24 protein-coding genes and 1 tRNA gene are annotated in these 26,875 nt (G+C 46.4%); 20 read left to right on the top strand and 5 right to left on the bottom strand.

Annotated features, from left to right (window positions below):
• The first annotated feature begins 60 nt into the window (after positions 1–60).
• The 7 genes from ACT89M_RS19290 to ACT89M_RS19260 all read left to right on the top strand — a co-directional run bounded on the left by ACT89M_RS19290 (position 61) and on the right by ACT89M_RS19260 (position 6,772).
• Positions 61–133, top strand: a tRNA-Val gene (locus ACT89M_RS19290).
• Between the two features lie 207 nt (positions 134–340).
• A complete protein-coding gene (locus ACT89M_RS19285; protein ID WP_308722795.1) occupies positions 341–2,572 on the top strand; it encodes a M1 family metallopeptidase in 2,232 nt (743 codons plus the stop codon).
• Between the two features lie 155 nt (positions 2,573–2,727).
• Positions 2,728–4,452: a CotH kinase family protein gene (locus ACT89M_RS19280; protein ID WP_308722794.1), complete on the top strand. Its 1,725-nt coding sequence runs from the start codon at positions 2,728–2,730 to the stop codon at positions 4,450–4,452.
• Positions 4,453–4,687: 235 nt separating this feature from the next.
• Positions 4,688–5,107: an organic hydroperoxide resistance protein gene (locus ACT89M_RS19275; protein ID WP_090923686.1), complete on the top strand. Its 420-nt coding sequence runs from the start codon at positions 4,688–4,690 to the stop codon at positions 5,105–5,107.
• A 292-nt stretch (positions 5,108–5,399) separates the two neighbouring features.
• Positions 5,400–5,600 carry a hypothetical protein gene (locus ACT89M_RS19270; protein ID WP_090923786.1) on the top strand — a complete coding sequence of 67 codons (201 nt, stop codon included), beginning with the start codon at positions 5,400–5,402 and terminating at the stop codon, positions 5,598–5,600.
• Positions 5,601–5,801: 201 nt separating this feature from the next.
• Complete coding sequence (locus ACT89M_RS19265; RefSeq protein WP_090923685.1) at positions 5,802–6,356, top strand: stalk domain-containing protein; 555 nt, start codon at positions 5,802–5,804, stop codon at positions 6,354–6,356.
• A 98-nt stretch (positions 6,357–6,454) separates the two neighbouring features.
• Positions 6,455–6,772, top strand: coding sequence for a DUF1292 domain-containing protein (locus ACT89M_RS19260; protein WP_090923684.1), 318 nt, complete (start codon positions 6,455–6,457; stop codon positions 6,770–6,772).
• Positions 6,773–6,947: 175 nt separating this feature from the next.
• Here ACT89M_RS19260 and ACT89M_RS19255 read toward each other — a convergent pair whose 3' ends face one another.
• Entirely contained in the window at positions 6,948–8,423 is a 1,476-nt protein-coding gene (locus ACT89M_RS19255) for an aminotransferase class I/II-fold pyridoxal phosphate-dependent enzyme (RefSeq protein ID WP_308722941.1), read from the bottom strand.
• Between the two features lie 177 nt (positions 8,424–8,600).
• Between ACT89M_RS19255 and ACT89M_RS19250 the strand changes: the two genes are divergently transcribed.
• Positions 8,601–9,911: an MFS transporter gene (locus ACT89M_RS19250; protein WP_090923683.1), complete on the top strand. Its 1,311-nt coding sequence runs from the start codon at positions 8,601–8,603 to the stop codon at positions 9,909–9,911.
• A 350-nt stretch (positions 9,912–10,261) separates the two neighbouring features.
• On the top strand, positions 10,262–10,861 hold the full coding sequence (locus ACT89M_RS19245) for a hypothetical protein (RefSeq protein ID WP_154888266.1): 600 nt from the start codon (positions 10,262–10,264) through the stop codon (positions 10,859–10,861).
• Between the two features lie 140 nt (positions 10,862–11,001).
• On the opposite strand, the gene ACT89M_RS19240 is transcribed toward ACT89M_RS19245, so the two are convergent.
• On the bottom strand, positions 11,002–11,544 hold the full coding sequence (locus ACT89M_RS19240; RefSeq protein WP_487344781.1) for a suppressor of fused domain protein: 543 nt from the start codon (positions 11,542–11,544) through the stop codon (positions 11,002–11,004).
• A gap of 273 nt (positions 11,545–11,817) precedes the next feature.
• On the opposite strand from ACT89M_RS19240, the gene gndA reads away from it, so the two are divergent.
• Entirely contained in the window at positions 11,818–13,227 is a 1,410-nt protein-coding gene (gene gndA, locus ACT89M_RS19235) for an NADP-dependent phosphogluconate dehydrogenase (protein WP_487344780.1), read from the top strand.
• A 270-nt stretch (positions 13,228–13,497) separates the two neighbouring features.
• Positions 13,498–14,007, top strand: coding sequence for a shikimate kinase (locus tag ACT89M_RS19230; protein WP_308723170.1), 510 nt, complete (start codon positions 13,498–13,500; stop codon positions 14,005–14,007).
• Positions 14,008–14,150: 143 nt separating this feature from the next.
• Here ACT89M_RS19230 and ACT89M_RS19225 read toward each other — a convergent pair whose 3' ends face one another.
• On the bottom strand, positions 14,151–14,456 hold the full coding sequence (locus ACT89M_RS19225; protein ID WP_090923679.1) for a rhodanese-like domain-containing protein: 306 nt from the start codon (positions 14,454–14,456) through the stop codon (positions 14,151–14,153).
• Positions 14,457–14,599: 143 nt separating this feature from the next.
• Between ACT89M_RS19225 and aroA the strand changes: the two genes are divergently transcribed.
• From aroA to ptsP, 4 genes are all read left to right on the top strand, one after another.
• On the top strand, positions 14,600–15,895 hold the full coding sequence (gene aroA, locus ACT89M_RS19220; RefSeq protein ID WP_154888272.1) for a 3-phosphoshikimate 1-carboxyvinyltransferase: 1,296 nt from the start codon (positions 14,600–14,602) through the stop codon (positions 15,893–15,895).
• Positions 15,896–15,931: 36 nt separating this feature from the next.
• The gene (locus tag ACT89M_RS19215; protein ID WP_154888274.1) at positions 15,932–16,366 is read left to right on the top strand and encodes a CoA-binding protein; all 435 of its coding nucleotides are present in this window, start codon (positions 15,932–15,934) and stop codon (positions 16,364–16,366) included.
• Between the two features lie 174 nt (positions 16,367–16,540).
• Positions 16,541–18,421 carry a glucose PTS transporter subunit IIA gene (locus tag ACT89M_RS19210; RefSeq protein WP_154888276.1) on the top strand — a complete coding sequence of 627 codons (1,881 nt, stop codon included), beginning with the start codon at positions 16,541–16,543 and terminating at the stop codon, positions 18,419–18,421.
• Positions 18,418–20,178 carry a phosphoenolpyruvate--protein phosphotransferase gene (gene ptsP / locus ACT89M_RS19205; RefSeq protein WP_090923675.1) on the top strand — a complete coding sequence of 587 codons (1,761 nt, stop codon included), beginning with the start codon at positions 18,418–18,420 and terminating at the stop codon, positions 20,176–20,178. The genes ACT89M_RS19210 and ptsP overlap by 4 nt, the downstream gene beginning before the upstream one ends.
• A 145-nt stretch (positions 20,179–20,323) precedes the next feature.
• Here the strand turns inward: ptsP and ACT89M_RS19200 are convergent, their stop codons facing one another.
• Positions 20,324–20,857, bottom strand: coding sequence for a type 1 glutamine amidotransferase domain-containing protein (locus ACT89M_RS19200; RefSeq protein ID WP_154957728.1), 534 nt, complete (start codon positions 20,855–20,857; stop codon positions 20,324–20,326).
• 293 nt (positions 20,858–21,150) lie between these two features.
• Here ACT89M_RS19200 and ACT89M_RS19195 point away from each other — a divergent pair, with 293 nt between their 5' ends.
• From ACT89M_RS19195 to ACT89M_RS19180, 4 genes are all read left to right on the top strand, one after another.
• Complete coding sequence (locus tag ACT89M_RS19195; protein WP_154957727.1) at positions 21,151–21,564, top strand: hypothetical protein; 414 nt, start codon at positions 21,151–21,153, stop codon at positions 21,562–21,564.
• A 122-nt stretch (positions 21,565–21,686) separates the two neighbouring features.
• Positions 21,687–22,034 (top strand): bacillithiol system redox-active protein YtxJ, encoded by a 348-nt coding sequence (gene ytxJ, locus ACT89M_RS19190; RefSeq protein ID WP_090923672.1) that lies wholly within the window; start codon positions 21,687–21,689, stop codon positions 22,032–22,034.
• Between the two features lie 92 nt (positions 22,035–22,126).
• Positions 22,127–23,134: a catabolite control protein A gene (gene ccpA / locus ACT89M_RS19185; protein WP_090923671.1), complete on the top strand. Its 1,008-nt coding sequence runs from the start codon at positions 22,127–22,129 to the stop codon at positions 23,132–23,134.
• Between the two features lie 175 nt (positions 23,135–23,309).
• Entirely contained in the window at positions 23,310–23,984 is a 675-nt protein-coding gene (locus ACT89M_RS19180) for a 5'-methylthioadenosine/adenosylhomocysteine nucleosidase (RefSeq protein ID WP_154888655.1), read from the top strand.
• Between the two features lie 159 nt (positions 23,985–24,143).
• Here the strand turns inward: ACT89M_RS19180 and ACT89M_RS19175 are convergent, their stop codons facing one another.
• The gene (locus ACT89M_RS19175) at positions 24,144–24,776 is read right to left on the bottom strand and encodes a GNAT family N-acetyltransferase (RefSeq protein WP_487344779.1); all 633 of its coding nucleotides are present in this window, start codon (positions 24,774–24,776) and stop codon (positions 24,144–24,146) included.
• A 269-nt stretch (positions 24,777–25,045) separates the two neighbouring features.
• Here ACT89M_RS19175 and acsA point away from each other — a divergent pair, with 269 nt between their 5' ends.
• Entirely contained in the window at positions 25,046–26,770 is a 1,725-nt protein-coding gene (gene acsA / locus ACT89M_RS19170; protein ID WP_154888282.1) for an acetate--CoA ligase, read from the top strand.
• The last annotated feature ends 105 nt before the right edge of the window (positions 26,771–26,875 follow it).

Here is a 26,875-nt window from a genome sequence, read left to right as displayed (position 1 = left end):
CAATGAACACGTTTACTTGGTATGATACTGTTACTTCATTGAACGAAACCTAATATACATGATCTGTTAGCTCAGCTGGGAGAGCACTATCTTGACAGGGTAGGGGTCAGTGGTTCGAGCCCACTACAGATCATACTTAAGAAGCCTTGCTACGCAAGGCTTTTTTTCTTTTTTCTGAACCAATATGGATGGTTAAATCGGCTTTTGGGAGAGAATTCGGTGCGGGAATGGGGACATGCTATGCTTTTTTAAACAAAATTTAAACCAAACCTAAATTCAATGTAAGGTTGATCTCTTATTGTTGTAGTAAGCAAACAACATAGAACAGAGGAGAGAGAAAATGCACGCTTCCAAAACCCAATCTACTAACAAAAACGTGATGAAAAAGGCCATATTAAGCACAATGGTACTGGCGCTCACAACATCCTCATTTATCCACACTACGTATGCCACCTCTTCGAAGGGGGAGAGCTTGGCTGCGAGTTCTGAGACAACGCAGAAAGCGTTCCAGATGCAACAAGCTTTTCGCATGCGCTCACAACAAGCCATGTCTCAAGATCAATCCCCGATTCAGTACCAGATCAAAGCACGTCTGGACGAAAAAGACATGACAATACAGGGTAGCCAGACGGTGACCCACCTGAATACGAGCAAAGATACCCTTCAAGAGTTGGTCATGCATACCTATGCAGATTCGAATCGATCCAAAGCAACACAAACAATTATGTATACAGACCAGAATGAGCAAATAGCCAAAGAACACCCGGAGAAGAAAGCGTCAGATTTTTTGGGCGGGATGGATATTGTGGAAGTGACGCAGCAAGGAGAGAAGCTTCTTTTTGATAAGAAAGATCAGGCATTACATGTACAATTGAAGGCACCTCTACAACCGGGTCAGTCAATTACTTTCCAAGTGGATTATCGGATCGACATTCCTTATGGTATGCAACGAATATCGTATTACAAGGATCAGGTCAACGGAGCACATTGGTTTCCTGTGATGTCTGTGTATGACGAGACTACACATCAATGGAATAAGACACCGTACAGCACTTCATTCGAGAGTGATTACTATACCTCATCCGATTTCGATGTTGAGTTCAATGTGCCTGAGTCATATCAGGTGGTCATGCCGGGAGATATCACTTCCAAAAACAGTGCTGAACAAGGACGGAAAGTGGTTACAGCGCGCGCAGCGAACACCAGAGAATTTGCTTTTTTTGCTGGCGCCAACTTAAAGGTAGAACGTGAGACGCGTAATGGTCTAACCGTGGAATATTTTTATTCGGGTGATGATCCTGCCAAGAAAGCTGCAGTGGATAAATATATCGATTATGCATTTAAAGTCATTGCGTTTTACAGTGAGAAATATGGTAAATACCCGTATCCCGAATTTCGTGTCATCGAGACTTATGTGGATGGCTTTGGCGTAGAATATTCAAGATTAATACAGATGCCGGAGCGTGCTGCGGGGTTATCGCCTGAAGATGATACCACGTTTGTACATGAGATTGCACATCAGTGGTTTCATGCTTTGATAGGGAACAACTCCGAAACGGAATCCTTTCTGGATGAAGGTTTTGCCGAATTCTCCACGGTGTATTTTTTAGAAAAGCAGGGCAATAAGCTGGGAGGTTTCAGATCCATTCAGCTAGATCCTTCACCTATTGATCTGCCAATCGCGTCAACGAATGAACAAGTAGGAGAAATGGCTGATTATGTATTTTACCAAAAGGGTCGTCAGGCCATTTATCAATTATACCGCTCTGTTGGTGAACAAAAATTTGATGCGTTCATGAAGGAGTATTTTAATCGCTTTGTCTATCAAAACGCTACAATCGATGGATTACTTGGTACTATTGAGGATGTTCTTGGTAAAGAACAGCGTCAGGACATGGAAAAAGCTTTAATGGAGCCAGGATTTGAGCTTAAGCAGGAATATCAAATGTCGGAGAAGGAACTTGCAGCATATATGCATGATGCCTATCAGCCGCAGTATGAAGCAGTAGTGAATAACATTCCAAATCTGCCTTACGAAGTAATGATTCGTTTAATGGAAAAGTCCTTTCGAGGGGAGCCATTAACCATTGTACTTGGAGATCAGGTGAGCAAAGAAGCAGCAAAACAACAGGAACAAGCGACCAGCAAGTTAACTCAGATTTTTGATGTATTTGGCATGAAGTACGATGTAGTTCGGGATCGAAAACAGTTGAAGCAGAAGCTGAAACGTGAGATTGGAAGCAGTAACCTCATTCTTGTTGGTGATGCAAAGTCGAATGGTATGGTTCAAGCTTTGAAAAACAACATTAATGTTCGGGCAAAGGGTATCGGTTTGGACTGGAAAGAGGCTATGAACGCATCTGGACACTCCGGAGCATATGTTATTAAACATCCATACAATCAAAATCGTCTTATGATTCATTACTATTGGAACGGCGACCATCTCAGTACCAAGGCATCAGCGTCCTTTATGGAGAAGATTCTGGAATCTCTAACGCTCTCTAATGACATTTACCAATCCTATGAGCTGGATGGCAACGGTAAATTGAAAGACAGCAAAAAAGTCGAATGAAGCATTTAGCCGCCATAAAGTAGAAGCAAAAAAAGAAATGTTTATAAAGAGTCGCCTAGAAGGTGGCTCTTTTTGCTTGTTCAGTTCCATTTAAGGTTTCTCTTTTAAACTTCTCTGTAGCAGGAATATAAAAGGAACTAAAGGTGGGAAATGGCATGATAAATAACAAATGGCGAAATGTTATGACAACTACAGTGATTGCTTCGTTGTTATTAGCGGCTTGTAGCAATGAGAGTGGAGCTCTGCAATCAACAACAACGACTACAACTACAGAGAACCAATCCACAGAAGATCAGACAAAAACGGTGGATTACGCACAAAACTTTAATAAAACGGAAGTGATGTCTTTTTCCATTGATGTAGATGAGGATGCCTGGCAGGAAATGCTGGACACGGCAACAGAGGAAAACTATATCAAGGCCAATGTAACGATCAATGGAACAACCATAGAAAATGTAGGTATACGAGCCAAAGGAAACTCCAGTTTGAGGCAAGTGGCACAGGACGATTCAACCGATCGGTATAGTTTCAAAATCAAGTTTGACAAATACGTCAAAGGTCAGACCTGGAATGGTCTTGATAAAATGGTCGTGAATAATATGATTTCCGACGCCAGTTATATGAAAGAGTATCTCAGCTATGACATCATGAGTTATATCGGAGTTGATGCACCGCTGTTTTCTTTTGCCAACATTAACGTAAACGGAAAGGCGTGGGGCTTATATTTGGCTGTTGAAGACATAGACAGCGGATATCTGGCACGTGCGAAGAATGGTGAAGGAGAGATCTACAAACCCAATAACGATGGCAATATGGGAGCGGGCGGAATGGGAAACCCGATGGGAATGGGGAACCCGCCAGCAGAAGGGGAAGCCTTCGGGATGGGAGACCGTCAGCCTCCTGAAGGCATGGAGCCACCAAGCGATCAAGGTGAAGGAACAGGCGATGCCAAATCTCAGACTGCCAACACTCGCGGAGAGGGTGGTCGGGGGTTCGGCAGAGGCGGTGGAATGAATGGTGGCACGAACGGCGTATCCTTAGTGTACACGGATGATAAAGTGTCCAGTTATTCTGGCATTTTTGATAATGCAAGGACCAAAACGACGGAAGAAGATGAACAACGTGTGATTGAAGCACTCAAAAACTTGAATGCGGGCACCGATCTTGAGAAATATGTAGATGTGGATGCTGTGCTCAAATATTTTGCAGCTCATAATGTGGTGGTTAACATGGATAGTTACACATCCAATATGGGGCATAACTATTATTTATATGAGAATAACGGCAAGATCAGTATGTTGCCTTGGGACTACAATATGGCTTTTGGTGGATTCCAGGCAGGTTCCGTATCCGATGTGGTCAATCTTGCCATTGATACACCGTTATCGGGCGTAACGATGGAAGAACGGCCGATTCTAAGCAAGTTACTGGAGGTTCCTGAGTACAAAGCGAAGTATCATGAATACTTGCAACAAATCGTGGACGGTTATTTTGCCAACGGAAAATTTGAGCAAACGGTAGAGACGTTAAACAATCTGATTACGGATTACGTAAAAAATGATGCGACTGCGTTCGTGACATATGACAAGTATAAAGAAGCTGTTGCTGAATTGACTAAATTAGGAACATTGCGTGCCGAGAGCATTCAAGGACAGCTTGATGGAACGATCCCTTCCACTACAGAAGGGCAAAAAGCGAGTGCGGATAAGCTGATCGATGCATCTTCCGTTGACCTAAACAAATTGGGAGATGGTCTCAAAGGAAACGGCATGAGGGGTGGATTCGGAGGCCCAGGGTTCAATCGTAATTCCGGAAATCAAAATCAACAGAGTGAAAAAACGGAGCAATCTGAAACATCAAAATCGGATACATCCCAATAAACTCAGATGTCATTCCGTTTTCCATTGCTAGGTATTTGAGATTACACGAATGTTTGTGCTTTGGTTTTGCCTTAAAACAATATAGAGAGCTACCTTACAAGGTCGCTCTTTTTTTATTTAAAAAAACTATTTACAAAGCAAATTAAATTGTGTACAATCAATTTGTAAACAAGTTAAAAGAAAACATGTTCAAAACATATAACAAAAACTTAAATCGGAAGAGGAGAATTTTAATATGAAAACTCTATATGAAACGACAGTTATTAATACAGGTGGACGCCAAGGGATCGTACAATCCCCGGATAACGTATTCATGATGGATGTAGCCACACCCCCTGAACTTGGAGGTCAAGTCACAACAGCGACTAACCCGGAGCAATTGTTTGCAGCAGGATACAGTGCATGTTTTAACTCTGCGTTGGAATTTCAATTGAAAAAGCACAATGTAACGATTGAACGCAGCACAGTATCTGCAACTGTTGCTTTGGTAGCGGACCCGGCAGATGGTGGTGTAAAGCTGGATGTGGAGCTTGAAGTAAAAATTCTCGGTCTGGATGAAGAAACGGCTCAAAAATTTGTGAAACTTGCTCATGAATATTGCCCTTATTCCAAAGCGATCAAAGGTAATGTTAATGTTAAAGTAGAGCAGGCGTAAGCAGACGGGTTTCGTAACGTTTCCTTTAGAATAAAATAAATGCAATAGACAAAAACCTCCGAAGACTCGGAGGTTTTTTGCCTTAGCAGCGTCATGAGGAGAAATCACAGCAACTCATCTCTGGTGGAGGAAGAAGTATTTGGTGGGAGATCAGCAATTGGCTGATTCTCGGTGGTATTTTGTTCGTTATCTTTTTAGTATTTAAATACGTTTTCTAAGGAAGGCACACAATTGGGCGTTTCCCCATATGATGCACTATTCATTCAGCATTATGGGAAATGGGGAATCCGTGATGGCAAAGGCAAAAGGAAAGAAAGCTCCCGCGTTAAAAAGTGACAAGATGCGTGTATCCATGAAGCTGGTCACATCCGATGTATGTGAACGCTGCAAGACACCTTGCTTGCGCGGGACGGAATATGCTGCACGAATGAGAGAAGGCGGGGCGGTTGGCAAAGGGGTTCCCTGTATCCTCACTCGCCACGTATCTTCATGATACTTCGTCTAATGACGTAGATATAATATGCGACGCCATAGGTTATCCTGAAAAAAGGATAGCCTTTTTTTGTGTTTACCAGAGCGTGGTAAATATTTTGGATAAAAAATGAAAAATGATGAAAAACAGCGCAACTTTGTGGAGCCGTTCGCAGTATAAATCTACAAACAAGCTAACAGCAAGGGAGGGTATATTGACGGGATGAAATGGAAAAGAGTGCTGCTGTGTGTCATGGTATTCTCCTTGCTGGGCGGGTCTTTATTATTTGCGGACTCTGTGAACGAGAAGATTCGTGTGCTCATTAACGGCAAGGAAGCGTCTGACGGTGGTTATTTGATTGATGGGACGACTTATGTACCTGTTAGAGAGGCTGGAGGCATTACTCGGTGGGACAATAGTAACAAGCGAGTAACGGTGATCAAGCCGAACGTACATATTTTTCTGTTCAAGGGAGACACTGTGTTTGGGAACGTCAATGTGGGCAAATTGAAATTTAATGTGTTCTCACAGGTGGATAGTCTCACAACCGATGTGGCTGCCGTGAAAGTTACCATAACGGACCCGAGCGGTCAGGTTAAGGATATTCAGGCACAAGATCTCGCTACGCAGAAGGACAATTTCTGGTTCCGAACGTATGATTTCACTTATGATTTTAGTCGTGCTGGCAAATATCAAGTCGGTTTTCATATTAAAGAAAATGCAAATAGCAACTATGTTCTGGTCGCCGAAAAAATCATTACAGCCTTGAATGATTAAAGGCGAATAGACGCTATGCTTCTAAATTGACCTAGCTCTGTGAACATGTTACGATATGCAAGGTTACACATTTTCTATTAATGAAGCGAGGTATTACAATGAGCGATCACAAACACGAGCATGGAGATAATTGCGGTTGCGGTCACGACCATGATCACGATCATGAACACGAAGAGATCCTTCTCACATTGACTGATGAGAACGGACAAGACGTGGAAATGGTTTTGGTAGAAACATTTGACGTGCAAGATCACGTTTATGCACTTCTGCTGGAACGCAACAATCCTGAAGCTGACGGCATCATCCTGCGTATGGAAGAAGAAGACGAGGAAATGGTGCTCTACAATATTGAAGATGAAGCAGAGTGGAACCGTGTTGAAGCGGCATACAACGAACTGGTTGCTTCCCAAGAATAGTCAATCTTTTGGAATATAACATGAAGGCTCCTTGAATTTCAGGGGGTCTTTTGTTGTTGCTTTGGATTGTGAGGCTGGTGCGGAGACGGAGAGTCACCAAAAATGAAAATCAAAAAGGACCAGGTGGTAGACCCAGTCCTTTTCTGTTCAAGCCGTCTCAGACCTGAATGCCATTCTAGAAAATGGCGTCAGCTTCCACGATGACTTTGACGTTCGTAACGCTACGGTCTTCGGGTCCTTTAACGGGCAGTCCAACCTCAACATGATCAATGATATAATCGATGTTTTCTTGCGTAATGACCTCGCCCGGAAGCAGGATCGGAATACCTGGCGGGTACACATAAATGAACTCCGAGATAATGCGTCCAGCGGATTCCTTGAAAGGAATGACCTCAGTATCTCCGTAAAAAGCATCACGCGGGGTCAACATCAGCTGAGGGATGTCTGGAACTTTGACAACCAGTTCATGCGCCGGATTGACCTGATAATAAGTACGGGACAAATCCTGTAGCGCATTAAGCAAGATATTCACGCTGCCATCTGTATCACCTGGCGTGATAAGGCACAGAATATTGTACATGTCGCTAAGCTCTACTTCGATATTATAATGCTCACGCAGCCAGTTCTCGGTTTCGTAGCCTGTAATGCCGAGATGGCGCACATGAATCGTGACTTTTGTTGGGTCATAATTGAAAGTGGCTTCTGTGCCTAACAGCTCTTTTCCGAAACAGTACAAGCCATCAATATCATTGATTGTACGCCTTGCAAACTCAGCAAGATCAATCGCCTTTTGCGCAATCTCATGACCATGGAGCGCCAGGTTGCGTCTGGAGGTGTCCAGCGATGCAAGCAATACGTATGACGTGGATGTGGATGTCAGCAGGCTGAGAATGGTCTGTACACGTTGTGGGTTGACATACCCGTTCTTGGTATTCAGATTCAGCACAGAGCTCTGTGTCATCGAACCACCAAGCTTGTGCACACTTGTAGCAGCCATATCGGCTCCAGCAGCCATTGCAGACAGTGGCAGATCCTCATGGAAATGAATGAGCACCCCGTGTGCTTCGTCCACCAGAACGGGTACTTGATAGCTGTGAGCCAGCTCTACGATGGACTTCAGGTCCGTACATACACCGTAATAGGTTGGATTAATGACTAACAGAGCTTTGGCATCCGGGTGACGCTCAAGCGCACGACGGATCGATTGAATGGTTACACCGTGATCGATACCAAGGTTAACATCCTGTGCAGGAGAAACAAATACAGGTTTGGCTCCTGAGAAAATAATGGCAGACAGGACAGATTTGTGTACGTTGCGGGGCACGATAATTTTGTCCCCAGGTCCGCATACCGATAGAATCATCGTCATAATCGCACTGCTTGTACCCTGTACACTAAAATAGGTATAATCGGCTCCAAAGGCATCTGCGGCAAGCATCTGTGCTTCCCGAATGACAGCTGTGGGTTGATGCAGGTCATCGAGTGGTGCGATATTGATTAAATCTATGGAGAAGGCGTTATCGCCTATAAATTCACGGAATTCGGTATCCGCTCCCAATCCTTTTTTATGTCCCGGAATATGAAACTGTACGGGATTGAGTGCCGCGTGATCTTTCAAAGCGGTAAACAGCGGCGTACGGTGGTGATTCATCAGTGCTGTCACAACCCTTCCTAAGTAAAATGGTAAACAAAGATGAGTATAGCAAAATAAGCACTGAATGCAAGCGGTATGAACGACAAATTTTTGAATTGGTGAGATTTGCTTGTCATGCCCCCGGTTACACTATGTGTAGAGGAACGGTAAATGAACCTTGAAAGGGGAAAAAGAATGCAAACCGACATCAAACCAGCCAAGATCTTAAGATCGCCTTTTTTTATCGCGATGTGGCTGACACTTTTTCTAGTGGAGATCATCAAGGGGGCACTGCTGGTCGCCGTTCTCCCCGTATATATGGATAATATTCTGGGGTTGTCTGCTGGCGTCATCGGCGTAGCATTTGCTCTTCAATATCTGGGGGATAATCTGTTCAGAGCCCCTTCAGGCTGGGCAGCAGAACGAATCGGTTTCCGCGCCACGATGGTAACGGCTCTGATCTGTACTTTGATTGCCGTGATCATGATTCTTTTTCTCAAAAGTGCAGTTGGACTATCTATGGCTTGTCTCATTCTCGGAATCGGCACGTCACCCCTGTGGCCCTGCGCAATGACGGGAGTAACGGCAATGTCAGGCCCACAGAACAAAAATGGAACAGCGATGGGTGCGCTGGAAATGGCGGCTTTGGGAGGCACGGGGCTCGGGCCTGTTGGCATGAACTGGCTACTGGAGCGGACCGATCATGATTACCGTACAATCTTCCTCGTTCTGATGGGATGTGCGATTCTGGTCATTCTGGTCGCTATGATTCTTCCGGGCCGCGTTGTGGCTCAGGGGGAACAAGCAACAGGAGCAGGAGATGCTAGAGAAGACCGAATGTCTGCAAATCAGAAATATCCAGCCAAGCCGAATCTTCTTACTCCGTTTATTCGGTTACAACAGAGCGTAAAGCGTACATTACACCGGGTGCGTAGCACGCTCAACGTTAATCCGCTGGTCTATCCTGCGCTATTTATGCAGTCGTTTGTGATTGGCCTGCTCAGCCCTGTCATTACGCTGTATACACGAACAGATCTGAATATCTCACCCAATCTGTATAGCCTGCTGCTCATTGCAGGAGGAGGGATTACCGTCATCGCACTGCTTCCTGTTGGGAAAATGGTGGACAAGTTCGGCACGAAGCCGTTCCTGAATATCGGGTTTTTGATGGCGGCAGCAAGTTTGTTTGTTTTCTCGACAGTGACAGCCATTCCCGTTGTTTTTGGCATTGTCATGCTTGTTGGCGTAAGTTATGCGATGATTCTTCCGGCTTGGAATGCATTTGTTGCCACACTGATTCCGGAAGGGGAACGCGGGGCAATTTGGGGGTTCTTCCTTACTTTGCAAGGTTCGGGTATGGTTTTTGGTCCGATTGTGTCTGGGTTGTTGTGGGATCACATCAGTCATCCGGCTCCGTTTATCGCAAGCGCTCTTGTAATGGCCGGACTTTTCGTCGTTCACTTTGTGTTGGCACGCAAGCCTTACCGTACTGCACCTGCTGGATAGATGAAGTAGAGAAAAAAGGAGATCCATAACCTGATTAGGGTTGAGGATCTTCTTTTTTGATGTGTTGTGATTCCTGGGAGTCGTCAATTAGTGCAAATGAAGTGAGTTATGTCGACTGTACAACATAATGATCATGATTTTGTCACTTGTACTCCGTAATACAATGAATTACCGGGGGCTTGCCCCTGTGCACCTGCGGAAAGCTTCAATTCGGATTCGTATTCCGTGAAAAATAGTCAAATAACCAAGTACCCTTACATAAAATGAAGTATAAAATAGGGTAAGCCGATGTAACACAAGCGCTTGAAACATGAGGCCGGAGCAGATCCGGTACAGATGGAGGGAGTGCCGTGAACAAGAGTTATGAAGTTGAATATTGCAATCTGGAGCTGCGGTTCAACCGTCGGCATATCCAAAATCTAATCAAAGACCTAATTCGTGAGGGGTATTCACTATATTGGAGCGAGGACGAATCCTTCTTTATCCTGTCAGTCCGCACCGGACGTAAGCTGGTAAAGCTCCGTTTTCAACAAACACGCAGTGGGAACTATAAAATGACAGGAGATTATCTGATCAAGGATGCCAAGCTCGCAGAGTGGTTGGAGAAACTGATTGGCGATACACGCGGGCATGCTGTGGTGAAACGCTTCAAGGATCAGCAGATGACGGTGGAGAATATTCTGTTTGGTGAAGTCATTCGTCTGGTGGAAGTGTCGGGATTTAAGCAACGGGTTATTTTTCAAAAAGAACCTGCGCCTACGGCGGAAGAGATGGAAGAAATGTTCCTCTCGCGCGAAGGCGAAGAACGGCTGATGCTGCTGCGTATGGAGATCGACGATGAACTGGAGCGCCTGTATAATGCTGTACAGATCGATAATACAGAGAAGGCCAATGCCTGCCGTGAAGCACTGCAGCGATTGTCCGAGCATCTGCTGATGCTGGAAGGATGAGACCAAGCGTGTTTGAGCATCGTTTTTGTTGAAAGGGGCTGTTCCCAAAGGTCATTAACGGACTAGGGGCAGCCCCTTGATATGTAGAGGGAATGTTAGTTTTGGATTCTGAATCTCTGGACTTGTACTTTTCCGCTCGTCTACGGACGCTGAGGATCAATAATGGAATAGTCCGAACTGTCTACATGAGCATCAAATTCCTCAATCCCTTGTTCCAGAATTAGATCTGCTTCATCTGGGGTGATCGGAATGACCCACAACAGAGGGACTGTCTCCTGACCAATATGAATAAGTTCGAGAGCTTCGTTTTCTCCCCGCAATTCGTCGATTAGTAAGGCAGTTGCATTCCATTCTGTGGGTGCTAGCGTACTTGATTTCATCACACGCGGGATATCCGAATCTGGAGCATTTTCGATATGATGCGTAATGATATCTGCCAAGTAGGTGTTGACACGTTCTACACTTACACCGCCTAAATCGGAAGGTAGCGCAAGCATCCACTCTGCGGAGACTTGTTCCCCTGAAGGTCGGGTAGCTTGAGATAAACCTACAGTGACGAACCGGGAAATCTCGGACTGCAACGTTGCTGGAAAATAGTAAATCTCCACATGAATGCTTCGCTCTGTTTTGGAAAGTATGATTCTGCTCTCAGGCATGCCCCATTCATTTATATACAACCCCAAAAGATAAGTTCTTCGGATATCTAGTGAAAACCGTTCTTCGTTTGAAAGCTGCTCATAGCTCATTCACAAGTTCCTCCGCTCTGATGGTGATTCATTACTCTTACTATAATAACGTATTTTATGAAAATACGATGAACACCTTTGCTGATTACAGCGATTTCCCGCTATCCGGCTCGGGTGGAGGGTTCACTTTCATACATAAAACCGTTAAAATGGGTGTATTGTTGAGATTTTTTTCAATAAAATTAATTGGAGTAAAGGATGGAGGACCAGATGACAAAACAACAAATCGGCGTAATCGGCCTGGCAGTCATGGGTAAAAATTTGGCCTTTAATATTGAAAGCAGAGGATTTTCAGTATCGGTATTCAACCGTTCCCCAGAGAAGACACATGACCTGCTGAAAGAAGCCGAGGGCAGAAACCTGACAGGTACATTCTCCATTGAAGAATTCGTAGCCTCCCTGGAATCCCCGCGCAAAATTCTGATCATGGTACAAGCAGGTAAAGCTACAGATGCTACTATCGAGCAATTGCTTCCTCATTTGGATCAAGGAGATATCATCATCGACGGCGGAAATGCCTATTTCCCTGACACGGTTCGCCGCAGTAAAGAACTGGAAGACAAAGGCATTCGCTTTATCGGTACAGGCGTATCCGGCGGTGAAGAGGGTGCACTGAAAGGACCTTCCATTATGCCAGGCGGACAAGAAAGTGCTTATAAACTGGTGGAACCGATCCTGACGGCGATCTCGGCCAAAGTCGGTGACGACCCATGTTGTACATATATCGGACCTGACGGTGCGGGACACTACGTTAAAATGGTGCATAACGGTATCGAATACGGTGACATGCAGTTGATTGGTGAAGCATACCACTTGCTGAAATCCGTACTTAACGTTTCCGTAGAAGAACTGCACGAAATTTTCACAGAGTGGAACCAAGGCGAACTCGACAGCTACCTGATCGAGATCACTGCGGACATCTTTTCCAAATACGATCCGGAAACGGGCAATCCGATGGTTGATGTCATTTTGGATGCCGCTGGACAAAAAGGAACAGGCAAATGGACAAGCCAGAGCGCGCTGGATCTCGGCGTACCATTGTCCATGATTACGGAATCCGTATTCTCCCGTTTCTTGTCGGCGATGAAAGACGAGCGTATCGCTGCAAGCAAAATCCTGAACGGACCTAAGGCCGAAGCATTCTCTGGTGACAAAAAAGCATTCATCGAGAACGTGCGCAAAGCGCTGTTCGCAAGTAAAATCGTATCCTACGCTCAAGGTTTCGCACAGATGCGAGCCGCATCCGACGAATATGGCTGGGATCTGAAATACGGCAACATCGCGATGATCTTCCGCGGCGGTTGCATTATCCGTTCGCAGTTCCTGCAAAACATCAAGGAAGCATACGATAAAGATGCAGCCCTGAAAAACCTGCTCCTTGATCCATACTTCCAAAACATCGTGGAATCCTATCAGGATGCATGGCGTGAAGTGGTAGCCGTTGCGGTGAAACAAGGTATTCCGGTACCAGGCTTCTCCAGCGCGTTGTCTTACTACGACAGCTACCGTACAGAACGTTTGCCGGCAAACTTGCTGCAAGCACAACGTGACTACTTCGGCGCACACACATTCAAACGTGTCGACAAAGAAGGAAGCTTCCATCACAACTGGATGGAGTAGTATTCGAATCATAGCATGTAAAGAGGGACTTGGAGGATCGGTTTAAACCGACAACCACCAGGTTCCTCTTTTTTCATACGATAAGAGAAACTAAAAGTCTGTTGAGTAACATTAATGAATGAATGAAGATCATTGGGAGAGGAGGGACAGTATGTACGGTCGTGGCTCGAAAGGAAGCTTGGTACAGGCATGGCCTTCCCCCGTTCGCAGGGCTGTGTTATGATAGGACAAAAGTGCTCACGAAATGCTTGAATTAAAGGAGTGTACACCTTGAGCAAGTCTAAAAATATTATTCTCATTGGCATGATGGGAACGGGCAAATCAACTGTTGCTGATATGCTTTCTCATGAGTTGGGATACCGGTTAATCGATGTGGATGCCGCGGTTGAACAGGAGGAAGGCTGTACCATCCCGGAATTGTTTTCGGGCAAGGGAGAAGCGTACTTTCGTGACGTAGAGAACCGGGTGTTGTGCACGGTCCTTGAAAACGAAGGACAGGTCATTGCAACTGGAGGCGGGGTCGTACTTCGTCCGGACAACTGTGAATCGATGTCAGCGAATGGCTGGGTTGTTGCCCTAACCGCAGACCCTGAGGTCATTGTGGAACGTGTGAGCGGGTGTGATAACCGTCCACTACTTGCAGGTAATGCCGAGGAACGCATTCGCACGATAATGGAAGAACGCAAAGATGCATATCGTTTTGCGGATTACACGGTGGATACTACTGCGTTGTCTGCGGCCGAAGTGACTCATTTAATTTTAGCGCATTACCGCGTCTAAGCTTGTTATCATCGAAGTTGAACGAGAGAGAGGAAGATTGAAAAACGGGCCATGTGGGCCCGTTTTGGGAAAAGCAGAGTGTGTGCTCCATTGGAAATTAACACTTTGAAAGGTTCGCCAGCGATAACAATGGCCCTAACTTTTTAATCTTCTTGTTGCCACTCCAGCATACCGCCGACCATATTGGTACAGCCGTCGTATCCAAGCTGTTGCAGATATTCACAAGCTCGTTCACTGCGATAACCGCTACGGCAGATGATCACGATCTCACCGGACTTATCAATCTCCGACAAGCGATCTGGAATCTGTCCCAGTGGAATATGTTTGGCACCGGCAATCATGCCTTGCGCGACCTCTTCGTCCTCGCGGACGTCTATCATCTGTAGCTTCTCCCCCGCTTGTAAACGGCGACGTAGCTCGGATGGTTGAATTTCTGCGATTTGTGTCATATTCAGGTCCTCTTTTCTATATGGACTTAACGCCTATAATGATACCCAAGGGAACCAGGGGATGTCAATTTGGCCTTACAGAGACTCACTAAAACCATTTATGCAGCTTCACCACTACAATCAATAAAAGGAGAATATCATCCATGGACGTTATTGTTAACCCTACCCCTAATTTGAACGGGGAAATCGGAGCTTTGTCCTCCAAAAACTACACCACCCGTTACCTGTTGGCCGCTGCGCTGGCGGAAGGAACAAGCACGATTCATTTTCCGGCACATAGTGAGGACAGCGATGCGATGCGCAGATGTATTCGCGATCTGGGCGCTGTGCTGGAAGAAGACGACAGCAAAATCGTCATTCAAGGTTTCGGAAGCCACCCCCGTGATGTACGTGAATTAAACGTAGGCAATGCCGGGGCAGTACTTCGTTTCCTGATGGGGGTTACCGCACTATGCCCTGAGGTAACTTTTGTAAATACATACCCTGATTCACTGGGTAAACGGCCGCATGATGATTTGATTGATGCACTTGGTCAAATGGGGGTACAGGTAGAGCATCAGCAAGGGCGACTGCCGATTACAATTAAAGGCGGTCAGGCCAAAGGCGGACATATTCGCGTGTCTGGTTCTGTAAGCTCTCAGTATTTGAGCGCCTTGCTGTTTGTTACTCCGTTGCTTGCTGAAGACAGCACAATTGAGGTTCTGAATGATTTGAAATCCAAAGTGGTCATCGGTCAGACGCTGGAGGTTCTTGAACAAGCAGGGATCATCATCCACGCAAGCGATGATTACATGTCCTTCCGTGTACCTGGCGGACAGGCATACAAGCCAACAACGTATACTGTGCAAGGGGATTACCCTGGCTCGGCTGCCGTACTTGCTGCCGCAGCAGTTACACAGTCTGATGTGAAAATTCTCAGGCTGATGGAGCAGAGCAAGCAAGGGGAACGTGCCATCGTCGATGTGTTGCGTATGATGGAAGTGCCGCTCACTCATGAGAATGATGTGGTTCATGTTCAAGGAAATGGCCGATTGAAGGCGGTTGAATTCGACGGAGATGCGGCTACGGACGCCGTATTGGCTATGGTAGCGGCAGCAGTATTTGCGGAAGGGACGTCACGGTTTTATAATGTAGAGAACCTGCGTTACAAGGAATGTGACCGAATTACGGATTATTTAAATGAACTCCGCAAGGCCGGAGCGAACGTCGAAGAGCGTCAGGCTGAGATTATCGTACACGGGCGTCCGGAAGGTGTCGAGGGCGGCGTAGAGATTAATGCTCACTATGACCACCGTGTCATTATGGCGCTTACTGTCGTGGGTCTGCGAGCAAAGCAACCTATCCGTATTCGGGATGCACACCATGTAGCCAAGTCATATCCGCAATATTTTGATCATTTGCAGGCGCTTGGCGCCTCGGTTCAGTGGGTAAAAGAGTAAATTAACACGTTAAGCAGAAAAGGATGGTGCTTGAACATGGAATTTAACAACCCTACTCGAGAAGAAATTGGACACATTTTGCGCAATGCAGGCAACATCGCTGTTGTCGGCTTATCGGACAAATCAGATCGTACCTCGTATATGGTCGCGGAAGCGATGCAGAGCAGAGGATACCGCATTATCCCTGTTAATCCGCAAGCACAGGGAGAGATTCTTGGCGAGAAGGTGTATGCCACACTCGCAGATATCCCCGAGCCTGTAGATATTGTTAATGTTTTTCGGCGTGAGGAGTTCTGCGCGGAAGTCGCTCGTGAAGCTGCTGCGATCAAGGCCAATGTATTATGGCTTCAACTCGGCATTCATAACGATGAGGCTGTCCAGATTGCGGCAGAGAACGGCATGACTGTAGTCACCAATCGTTGTATCAAGGTAGAAGATTCCATCGTTCTGCGCGGCGCTGGCCGCGGCTAAGAGGCGATGCTGTCGTCATGAATTCGTTCTTGGCATCGCATATCCAATTCAGGATTGTAATGAACATCCCGCGTCTTTTCTAAGACACGGGATTTTTCCTGTTAAACATGATGCTTTTGCTTTGACAAAATGCTGTGTAAAGCTTACCATCTAGGATAGAAAGGAGAGGTCGCCATGAATTGGCTCGGATCCTTGCAGCAGCTCGGAAGAGCGGTTATGTTGCCTACAATGGTCCTGCCCGCTGCTGCCATTTTGCTCAGTGTGGGTAGTCTGCCCTGGAACGCCTGGGGAATGGGAGTTGTTGGTGAAGTGTCTACCGTGGCCGGACACGGTATTTTTTATTTTTTGCCGTATTTGTTCGCTGTCGGTGTGGCGCTGGGGCTCTCCAACCAGGCCGGTCAAGCTGGACTTGCAGCGTTGGCTGGTATCGTTATCTATGATCAGGTTACCCGAAATTTCGGGGATGGTACGGTGCAACCTGCATCATTAATTGGAATTATACTCGGTGCATTTGCCGGTGGAATGCATAATCGGTTCAAAAGTATCAAACTGCCCGAAATCTTGCAATTTTTCGGCGGATCAAGGTTTGTTTTGCTTATCGTCGGACTCTGTTCGGCTCTTTTTTCCTGCTTTATGTTATGGCTTGCTCCGGTTCTGCAACATGGTCTGAATTCCATTGCAACATGGGAATACAGTCTTGGCGGTTTCGGATTGTTCATCTATGGTGTGTTATACAGGGTGCTGGTTGCTTTTGGGCTTCATCATCTGCTGAATAACGTATTCTGGTTCCAGCTAGGAACCTATGAAACGCCGAGTGGCAATATTGTGCAAGGGGATTTGCCACGTTTCTTTGCTGGTGATCCGTCAGCTGGATTTTTTATGGCTGGACTTTTCCCGATTATGATGTTTGCTATCCCTGCGATTGCATTTGCCATTATTCAAGAGGCCAGGGAAGATTTAAAACCAAAAATCAGAAAAACGTTTCTGACTTCTGCATTGGTTTGTTTTTTAACAGGGGTGTCCGAGCAGATTGAGTTTGCTTTTCTTTTCGCGGCGCCGTATCTGTTTATCGTACATGCAGTGATGTCCGGGGTGGCCATGTGGCTAAGTTATTGGCTAGATATAAGGCATGGTTTCTCATACTCGGCTGGCGTTATTGATTACATACTCAATTTCCATCTGTCTGAGAATGCTTGGAAGCTCATTCCGATTGGCATACTATATGGGCTGGTCTATTATTTTCTGTTCCGCTGGGCGATTCGTACGTTCAAAATTCCGACACCAGGGCGAGAAGAAGGGTCTATGCTGGAAGATTGGGTTGGAAATATCCCTTATCAAGCTCCGTTGATTCTCGAAGCATTGGGCGGGAAAAGCAACATCGTGCAGGTGGAGGCATGTATTACACGCCTGCGTCTGACGGTTCACGATGATCGGTTGATCGATACGGGAGCAATGAAGAATCTGGGTTCTGCTGGACTGATCAAGCTCGGCGGTGGTAACGTGCAGGTTGTATTCGGCACCTATTCCGAATTGATTCGGGAAGAGATTGCGAAGTTGCTGGAACGGGATTTGCAGCAGGTACTGTTCGCAGCACCTGTGCAGGGGAAAATGCTTCCGATTGAGGAAGTGCCAGATCAGATTTTTGCAGCCAAGCTCGTTGGAGACGGTGTTGCTTTTGTACCGGAGCGAGGAGAACTGGTGTCGCCTGTCTTTGGAACGATCATGCATTTGTATCCGACGATGCATGCCCTAGGCATTTCTACACGAGAGGGACTGGAGGTTCTGCTTCATATCGGGATCGACACCTCACAGCTGAAAGGGCATTTTGAAGCGTTTGTACAAGAAGGGGATACCGTTGAGCCTGGACAACTGCTGATCAAGTTTGATCTAGCCGTATTACGTGAACAAGCTGCGTCACTCACGACTCCGATGGTCATTACGAATCCGGATCGTGTAAAATCGTGGAGTTTTGCTCCATTCAAGCAAGTGAAGAAAGGTCAGGCATCCGTCATGTCCGTGGTGCTCTATGACAGGAACGTTGGAGGGGTAGAATGAAGATACAAGGCATCAATGGAGCTGCAGGCATCGCCATCGGCAAAGCATTTGTCCTGCCCAGCTGGGAATGGGATCTACCCGACCAGAAGATGGATTCGGTGGATCTTGCCCAGGAATTCGAACGGCTGTACGAGGGGATACGGACATCGAAGGATGAGATCGAATATATCAAAAATGAATTTAAAGAAGTTGTAGGACCTGAGGAATCCAGCATCTTTGATGCGCATCTGGCGATTTTGGAAGATCCGGTTTTCATGAATGAAATACGTGGCATTATTGAGCGTCAGTATAAGGCTGCAGAGGTGGCGGTAAAAGAGGCGATAGACCACTTTGTCACCATGTTTGACCTTCTGGAAGATGAATATATGAAGGAGCGGGCGATCGATATCAAGGATGTCGGTAACCGCCTGCTTAAACATCTTCTGGGTGCACCTGAAATTACGTTACCTTCAGATACACAACCTTACATTCTCGTTGCTAAAGAGCTGTCACCGTCTCAATTGGCGCATTTAAATCCAAGCTATGTTTTGGGTATTGTTACGCTTATTGGAGGTAAAACGTCTCACTCGGCCATTATGGCACGTGCACTCGGGATTCCTCTCGTTTCCGGATTGGAAGCGAGTCTTGGCATGCCGGTCGAAACAGGGGACATGCTTGTCGTTGACGGTGATAATGGGTTGGTATTCACAGACCCGGATCGCAAAACCATTGAACGTTACACGATGCTTCGCAACAAGGAGATGCAGAAAAAAGAACAGTTGCAGGTGCTTGCCACCGTAGATGCGGTGACCAAGGATGGATCTGTGCTGAAGCTTGCTTCCAACATCAGCTCCGTGAAGGAGCTTGATCTGGCTTTGAAACACGGAGCCAAAGGTGTAGGTTTGTTCCGCACTGAATTCCTGTATATGGATCGTTCGACCTTCCCTGGAGAGCAGGAACAGTATGAGGTGTACCGGCTTGTTGCCGAGAAAACAGCTGGACAGGCGGTTGTGATTCGCACACTCGACATTGGGGGCGACAAAGAGCTCGATTATTTTGAATTACCAGAAGAAGATAATCCGTTTCTGGGCTATCGAGCCATTCGAATCAGTTTGGATCGTAAGGATCTGTTCAAAACGCAGCTGACGGCCATTCTACGCGCAAGCGCAGCGGGCAATGTGAAAATTATGTATCCCATGATCTCATCGGTTGAGGAGTTGCAACAAGCCAACGAAATCCTTCGGGAAGCGATGGCTGATCTGGATGAACGGGGCTTGGCCTACGATGCAAATATTCAGGTAGGCATCATGATTGAGGTCCCTGCTGCCGTGATGATTGCAGATCTTCTTGCGGAAGAAGCAGATTTCTTCAGTATCGGAACAAATGATCTGGTACAGTATGTGCTAGCAGTAGACCGAATGAATGAACAGATTGCTCATATGTATCATCCGTATCATCCGGCTGTGCTGCGTATGCTACGAGCGACCGTAGACGCAGCACATACGGCTGGGATTGACGTTAGTGTGTGTGGTGAGATGGCAGGGGACGAACGCTCCATTCCGCTATGGCTGGAACTCGGGATTCGTCATCTCAGCATGTCTCCGCAATCCTTGCTGCGCGTGAAGCATAGAGTTTTGAATACTACGGCTGCTGATGCGAAGGAGGAGGCACGCAAGTGTTTTACCCTCAGAACGAGCAGTGAAATTGAACAGCGTTTGCAGATATTTAATGATGCGAGCGGCAGTCCTGACGATCAGAGCGGATCAAACGCCTCTTAAAGTAAACTGACTGCACGCATTAGCAGACGAGCAATACCTTTAAATTAATATATTCACTTTTGTACCACTTTTTCCAAAAGATATAAAAACCGCCATGCATAGGATTGCATAGCGGTTTTTTCTTTATTTTCGTTTTACCTTGCTGTTATTTGGCTATTTTTGCAGCGAGTGCATCACAGAAAGCTTTTCCATAAGGAGGGAGATCCGGTGGACGACGAGCGGAGATGATATGCCCATCCACGACAACGGCTTCATCTTTCCATATCGCACCTGCATTCTCCATGTCGTCCCGAATGCCTGGCGTTGAGGTTACGGTGACTCCGTTCAAAATTTTGGCAGAGATGAGTACCCAGCCTGCATGGCAGATTTGCCCGATCGGCTTGTGGTCTGCATGCATCTCTTTTACAAGCTCCAGCACTTTGGGGTAGCGCCGTAGTTTATCTGGAGCCCATCCTCCCGGCACCAGTATTCCATCATAATCGGAACTGCTGAGCTCATCGAAACTGTATTCAGCGGTAGCAGGAACACCATATTTGCCGACGTATGTTTTTCCTTTTTGCTCGCCAGCCAGATGCACTTCGGCACCTTCTTCACGGACGCGGTATACCGGGTACCACAGCTCCAGATCTTCAAATTCTTCATCAACCAGTGCGATGACTTTTTGACCTGATAATCTCATATATGAACTCTCCTTCGATAATGAATTTGGCAGATCGCGTCTTATATTGTACCAGATTTGCTAATTGGCTTCCTAATTTAAGTATGTTTAAGTACAAGTTCTCATCTGGATAGAACGATTTCAAACCAACCCGAGCCTTCATTCGACAACCTTCATCTGGTGACAGTGGTAATTTGTGCAACCTTTAGTTTACAGCAGGATTTAGGCGGAAATAGGTCGAATGGTACATACATAGAGAGTAAAGAGCGAATGAGGTGATGGTTGTGCGCAAGTCGTGCAGATGTGGACATGTAATGGAATTGGAATTAAGAACGGTCGTATACGCCAAGAAGGTAGAAATTCGTAATGTACCTGTTTTTGCGTGTGCAGACTGTGTATCATACGAGGTGTTGCAGCCGGTGAAACCGGATTTGACAGAATGTATTAGCAAACTGGGTGAACAGCCCGTGAAGCAGGATGTCTCTTTTGGGGAACAGAATGAACTGGCTGACCTGCTCCACGAACAGCTTCTGGCCTGGCCGGAGGCCACGGATCAAGAGATGGAATACCGAATGAAAGAGGCGGTAGAGGCACGAATCAATCTATTGCTCGATATTATGAGCTACGCACACAAAGCGGAAGACAAGGCGTGGATTGAGGATACGGAGCGCAGACTGGCACAGTTGTCGGGTTTTGTATGGCAGGCGCATTTCTCAAATGCCGTCTAGTTTTGACGTGTAGAATGTTTGTTTTCATGAAAATTGGATTTTTTGCTCACTTTTTGTTAAGATATCGAAGAGTGAAAACGCTCAACAAGGCGTTATTGCTGATTAAGGGGGATGTATAACGAATGGCTGACATGACTAAAATGACAAGTATTGAACAGCTAAACTCCGCTGTGCAGGCGACGGAGGATCAACCCTTGCTTCTGTTCAAGCATAGTACCCGCTGTCCAATCAGCGCACATGCTTATCAGGAGATGAATGATTATCTGCATAACTCTCCGAATGAAAGCGTGAAATATGGCATCATCTATGTGGTGGAAGATCGTCCGGTATCTAACGAAGCAGCTGAGAGACTGGGTGTTAAGCACGAATCTCCCCAAGTTATTCTGGTCAAAAAGGGAAATCCAGTATGGCATACTTCCCATTCAGAGATTACCAGTAAGATGCTTGCTAACACTTTAAGTGAGTCCTAGAGCCTATTTTAATTGATTAATGCAATAATTTGTCGTAATATAAATCTTAATGAAAATGGAATGAAAATTTACTGGTAATGGAGCGAAGTACTGTGACGGTAACCATTTATGATGTGGCACGTGAAGCTGGAGTGTCTATGGCAACGGTATCACGGGTAGTCAACAATAACCCTAATGTCAAACCGCAAACGCGGAAAAAAGTATACGAAGCAATTGAACGACTCGGATATCGTCCGAATGCGGTAGCCCGTGGTCTGGCGAGCAAAAAGACAACGACAGTTGGAGTCGTTATTCCGGACATTTCGAACTCCACCTTTGCGGAGATTGCCCGCGGAATCGAAGATATTGCGAATATGTACCACTACAATATCATTCTGTGTAATGCGGACAAAAAGAAAGAAAAAGAAATTCGTGTTATCAACACCCTGCTGGAGAAACAAGTGGATGGACTGCTCTTCATGGGCGGTACGGTAACGGATGAACACATTCAAGCGTTCCAGTCTGCAGCAGTTCCAATCGTATTGTGCGCAACAAGTGATGAGAAGGGCACATTCCCTTCTGTTGATATTGATCATGAAGCAGCTGCGTTTGATGCTGTCAACACACTCATTCGCCACGGTCACAAAGAGATCGCGATGATCAGTGGAACGTTGCAGGATCCGGCTAACGGGTTTGCACGTTTCCAAGGGTATAAGAAGGCACTGGAAGCAGCGGGTATTGAATATCAAGAGGATCTGGTACGCATCGGTAACTATCGTTATGAATCCGGTGTGGAAGCGATGAAATACTTCCTTGGACTCAAGAAAAAACCGACTGCGATCTTTGCTGCAACAGATGAAATGGCGATTGGTGCAATTCACAGTATTCAGGACGATGGCTTGAAAGTACCGGATGACTTCTCCATCATTAGTGTGGATAACATTCGTATGGCTTCCATGGTGCGTCCACAGTTAACAACTGTTGCACAGCCGATGTATGATCTGGGCGCGGTAGCGATGCGTTTGCTGACCAAACTGATGAAGAAAGAAAATGTGGAAAATCCAAGAGTGATTTTGCCGCATGAAACCATTCTTCGTCTGTCTGTAAGTCACGCGGGTTAATTGACTAGTTTATTAAGTAAGCGAAAGGGAGATTCAATTCTCTCTACATAGATATTGATTGTGCAGGAGCTCCGGAAACGGAGCTTTTGTGCTTAAAACGGCTTGGGTAATGACATGATCTCACATACAGAACGGGAACAGGGAGGATACAACAGTGCGTGAAACGATAGGAATTATGGGTGCTATGGATGAGGAAGTGGAACTTCTGCTTCAGGGCATGAAACAACTTGAAACGGTGAAGCAGACAGGGATTACGTATGTCGCCGGTGAGTGGCTTGGCAAGCAGATTGTGGTATGCAAGTCAGGCGTAGGGAAAGTAAATGCGGCGGTAACTACGCAGATTCTGATTGATCGTTTTCAGGTGAATCGAGTGATTTTTACAGGTGTAGCAGGAGCAGTTCATCCCGAATTGAACATTGGCGACATGGTTATTTCTTCAGTGTGTGTGCAGCACGACATGGACGTAACGCCACTAGGATTCGAACGTGGAGTGATACCGTACCAGGAGACATCGGCATTCCCGGCAGAGCCTGCGTTAATCTCGCTTGCTGAAGAAGCGTGCAAGGCGCAGGGCGCTCAATATCGGATTGGCAAGGTGTTGTCGGGTGATCAGTTTATTGCCAGCAAGGAAACCGTAAACATGCTCTATAGAGAGATGGACGGAGCTTGTGCAGAGATGGAAGGGGCTGCGGTGGCTCAAGTATGTCACATGAACCATGTACCCTTCGTTGTGCTACGCAGCATGTCTGACAAGGCAGACGGTTCTGCACATGTGAATTTTGCCGAGTTCACGGTGCAGTCTTCTCAGCGTTCCCATCGTATTGTTGAGCACATGCTTGAACATATGTGATTTGAGAAACGTGACTTACCCGCAATGAGACACGAATAAATCGAAATGAGACACCAATAAACCGCCTCACAGATGCATTTTCCGTTTACGATGGAGAATGATCTGTAAGGCGGTTCTTTTATGTATTCAATTCGCGATTCGTACCTTTTATCTTTTTCTTTAATACATAAACCGATGACGAAAGCGGACACGGTCAAACTGTTCCTCCGAGGTCATGGGTACTTGACTGCCGATCCGAACCATAAGGCAATTCGCAGGATGGGAGCAGATTTCAGGATCATCTGTCGCGTACCAGGTCATATCAATGTTTTGCATAAGCCGCTCCATCATTTTGCGATAATCCCATACCGATAGTCCGCTGCCTTTCAAGTCCCAGTGCCAGTAATACTCTGTCGTGAAAATAATATAGTTCTCCATATACGTATCTTGCATCGCAGTAAGGAGCATTTCACGGCCTACACCAAGAGAGCGATACTCGTCTGCGACTTCGATGGCTCCAAGCTCGATTAGGTCTGTCATATTGCCCTCGGACCAGCGTTCACACTCATCTGCGTAGTGAAAAGTAACGTATCCGATGATGATATTATTCTCATGGGCAATTATAATTCGCCCTTCGGGTAAGGCGGCAATCTCGGCAATGGCTTCTTGTTGCTCTGTTGGGCGCCGAAAGGCATCCAGATCGGAGTGAAACGTCAATTCCATAATCTGTTCTGCGGGCACGGGCCCCTCAACCGTAATTTGGTGGTTGGACTTGAAAATGGAACGTATATGATGCTTCTTGATATGCTCCATGGTTCATACCCCTCTCTCCCCCTACTTATAGCAAAAAACCAAAAAAATGAAAAGCCGTAGACGATGTTTGATCCAATTTGCTATAATTGCGTTGACAAAAAATGTTCACAATTCAACACCGTTTGAGTGCATCGGTTGGGTCAGGCAAGTACATGACGAGAAGTTCTCTCTACTAATGTAAGCGCTAACTGGAAGTTCAGTCAACACAAAGGCAATACGAATGAACCCTGAAGGGAATCGAAATGTCGAGTTGAAGGAGGCTGGCAAGCATGAGTCAAGCACATAATGAGATGCTGCAAACGGTGGTGTCTGAATCGAATCTGGGTGATTATACGGAAGCAAGAAGCCGGTTCGATTGGGAAACGGTAGAAAGGCACTTTACGTGGCACGCCAGCGGCAAAGTGAATATGGCACATGAGGCGATTGATCGCCATGTCCTGGAAGGCAGAGGTGGGAAGACGGCCTTGCTCTACAGCGATGCTTCTCGTGAGGAAGCTTACACTTTCGCAGATCTGAGCGAGCAGTCGAGTCGTTTTGGTAATGTGTTGCGTAAATATGGCGTAGCTAAAGGAGATCGTGTTTTTATTTTCATGCCACGAAGTCCTGAGCTGTATTTCAGTTTGCTGGGAATTTTGAAAGTGGGCGCTGTAGCGGGTCCTTTATTCGAGGCCTTTATGGAAACGGCGGTGAAGGATCGGTTGGAGGACAGTGGTGCTGTTGCGCTCGTGACCACGCCTGAGCTTCTGGGACGGATCAAACGCTCCGAATTACCAGAGCTGAAACATATTTTTATTGTCGGCGGTGGCCCGCAGTCTGAGGAAGGTCTTATTGATTTTGATGCAGAGATGTCTGCGGCTTCAGATGATATGGAAGTAGAATGGCTGACGCGCGAGGATGGACTGTTGATTCATTACACCTCGGGTTCAACAGGGAAACCGAAGGGTGTGTACCATGTTCAGAATGCGATGATTCAGCATTATTATACGGGTAAAGTTGTACTTGACCTGCGAGAAGATGATATATATTGGTGCACTGCCGATCCAGGTTGGGTAACAGGCACGTCGTATGGCATTTTCGCCCCTTGGCTTAACGGGGTAACAAATGTGATTCGTGGGGGACGTTTTAGTCCGCAGGACTGGTATAGCACAATCGAGAAAAACAAAGTAAGTGTATGGTACAGTGCCCCTACGGCGTTCCGTATGCTTATGGGCGCAGGGGACGAGACGATTGCCCAACATGATTTAAGTAGCTTGCGTCATGTCATGTCGGTAGGGGAACCGCTGAATCCGGAGGTCGTACGTTGGGGCTGGAAAGCGTACGGTCAACGAATTCATGATACATGGTGGATGACCGAGACGGGAGCACAGTTAATCTGTAACTACCCGGGTATGCCGATTAAACCAGGTTCCATGGGACGTCCTTTACCGGGTGTTGAAGCAGCTATTATCGATGATCGTGGACAAGAGCTCCCTCCATACAGTATGGGGAATCTGGCGATCCGCACACCTTGGCCGTCGATGATGGCAAAAATCTGGAATAATCCAGCGAAGTATGAGGAGTACTTCAGACTGACAGGCTGGTATGTATCCGGGGATTCAGCGTACATGGACGAAGACGGATACTTCTGGTTCCAGGGACGCATCGACGATGTCATCAACTCTTCAGGTGAGCGCATTGGACCATTTGAAGTGGAAAGTAAACTGGTAGAGCACCCAGCGGTTGCTGAGGCTGGCGTGATCGGTAAACCGGATGTGACACGCGGAGAGATCATTAAAGCGTTTGTCGCGCTTCGTGAGGGGTATGAGGCGACGCCGGAACTGAAGGAAGAAATCTATCGGTTTGTAAAAGAGGGCCTGTCCGCTCACGCTGCACCGCGTGAGATCGAATTCAAAGAAAGACTGCCGAAGACTCGTTCAGGCAAGATTATGCGCCGTGTGTTGAAGGCATGGGAACTTGATCTGCCAACAGGTGACTTATCCACCATTGAGGACTGAGTATCATGTAGAGTCAAAAAGGACATGAACATAAAAAAAGCCGCATGTCAGTGTATTCACACTGGACATGCGGCTTTTTCATTCGTTTACGATATTGGTTTGTCA

Source organism: Paenibacillus sp. NN59, assembly GCF_057597225.1.
Note: the sequence above shows the minus strand (reverse complement) of the source record. Positions and strands in the feature narration are given on the sequence as shown.

Coding starts and splice junctions, on each gene's coding strand:
- ACT89M_RS19280 (WP_308722794.1), top strand. CDS start 2,728: ATGATAAATAACAAATGGCGAAATGTTATGACAACTACAGTGATTGCT.
- ACT89M_RS19175 (WP_487344779.1), bottom strand. CDS start 24,776: ATGGAGCATATCAAGAAGCATCATATACGTTCCATTTTCAAGTCCAAC.
- ACT89M_RS19180 (WP_154888655.1), top strand. CDS start 23,310: ATGGGTGCTATGGATGAGGAAGTGGAACTTCTGCTTCAGGGCATGAAA.
- ytxJ (WP_090923672.1), top strand. CDS start 21,687: ATGGCTGACATGACTAAAATGACAAGTATTGAACAGCTAAACTCCGCT.
- ACT89M_RS19210 (WP_154888276.1), top strand. CDS start 16,541: ATGAATTGGCTCGGATCCTTGCAGCAGCTCGGAAGAGCGGTTATGTTG.
- ACT89M_RS19275 (WP_090923686.1), top strand. CDS start 4,688: ATGAAAACTCTATATGAAACGACAGTTATTAATACAGGTGGACGCCAA.
- gndA (WP_487344780.1), top strand. CDS start 11,818: ATGACAAAACAACAAATCGGCGTAATCGGCCTGGCAGTCATGGGTAAA.
- ptsP (WP_090923675.1), top strand. CDS start 18,418: ATGAAGATACAAGGCATCAATGGAGCTGCAGGCATCGCCATCGGCAAA.
- ACT89M_RS19250 (WP_090923683.1), top strand. CDS start 8,601: ATGCAAACCGACATCAAACCAGCCAAGATCTTAAGATCGCCTTTTTTT.
- ACT89M_RS19265 (WP_090923685.1), top strand. CDS start 5,802: ATGAAATGGAAAAGAGTGCTGCTGTGTGTCATGGTATTCTCCTTGCTG.
- ACT89M_RS19270 (WP_090923786.1), top strand. CDS start 5,400: ATGGCAAAGGCAAAAGGAAAGAAAGCTCCCGCGTTAAAAAGTGACAAG.
- ACT89M_RS19255 (WP_308722941.1), bottom strand. CDS start 8,423: ATGAATCACCACCGTACGCCGCTGTTTACCGCTTTGAAAGATCACGCG.
- acsA (WP_154888282.1), top strand. CDS start 25,046: ATGAGTCAAGCACATAATGAGATGCTGCAAACGGTGGTGTCTGAATCG.
- ACT89M_RS19260 (WP_090923684.1), top strand. CDS start 6,455: ATGAGCGATCACAAACACGAGCATGGAGATAATTGCGGTTGCGGTCAC.
- aroA (WP_154888272.1), top strand. CDS start 14,600: ATGGACGTTATTGTTAACCCTACCCCTAATTTGAACGGGGAAATCGGA.
- ACT89M_RS19195 (WP_154957727.1), top strand. CDS start 21,151: ATGGAATTGGAATTAAGAACGGTCGTATACGCCAAGAAGGTAGAAATT.
- ACT89M_RS19200 (WP_154957728.1), bottom strand. CDS start 20,857: ATGAGATTATCAGGTCAAAAAGTCATCGCACTGGTTGATGAAGAATTT.
- ACT89M_RS19285 (WP_308722795.1), top strand. CDS start 341: ATGCACGCTTCCAAAACCCAATCTACTAACAAAAACGTGATGAAAAAG.
- ACT89M_RS19225 (WP_090923679.1), bottom strand. CDS start 14,456: ATGACACAAATCGCAGAAATTCAACCATCCGAGCTACGTCGCCGTTTA.
- ACT89M_RS19215 (WP_154888274.1), top strand. CDS start 15,932: ATGGAATTTAACAACCCTACTCGAGAAGAAATTGGACACATTTTGCGC.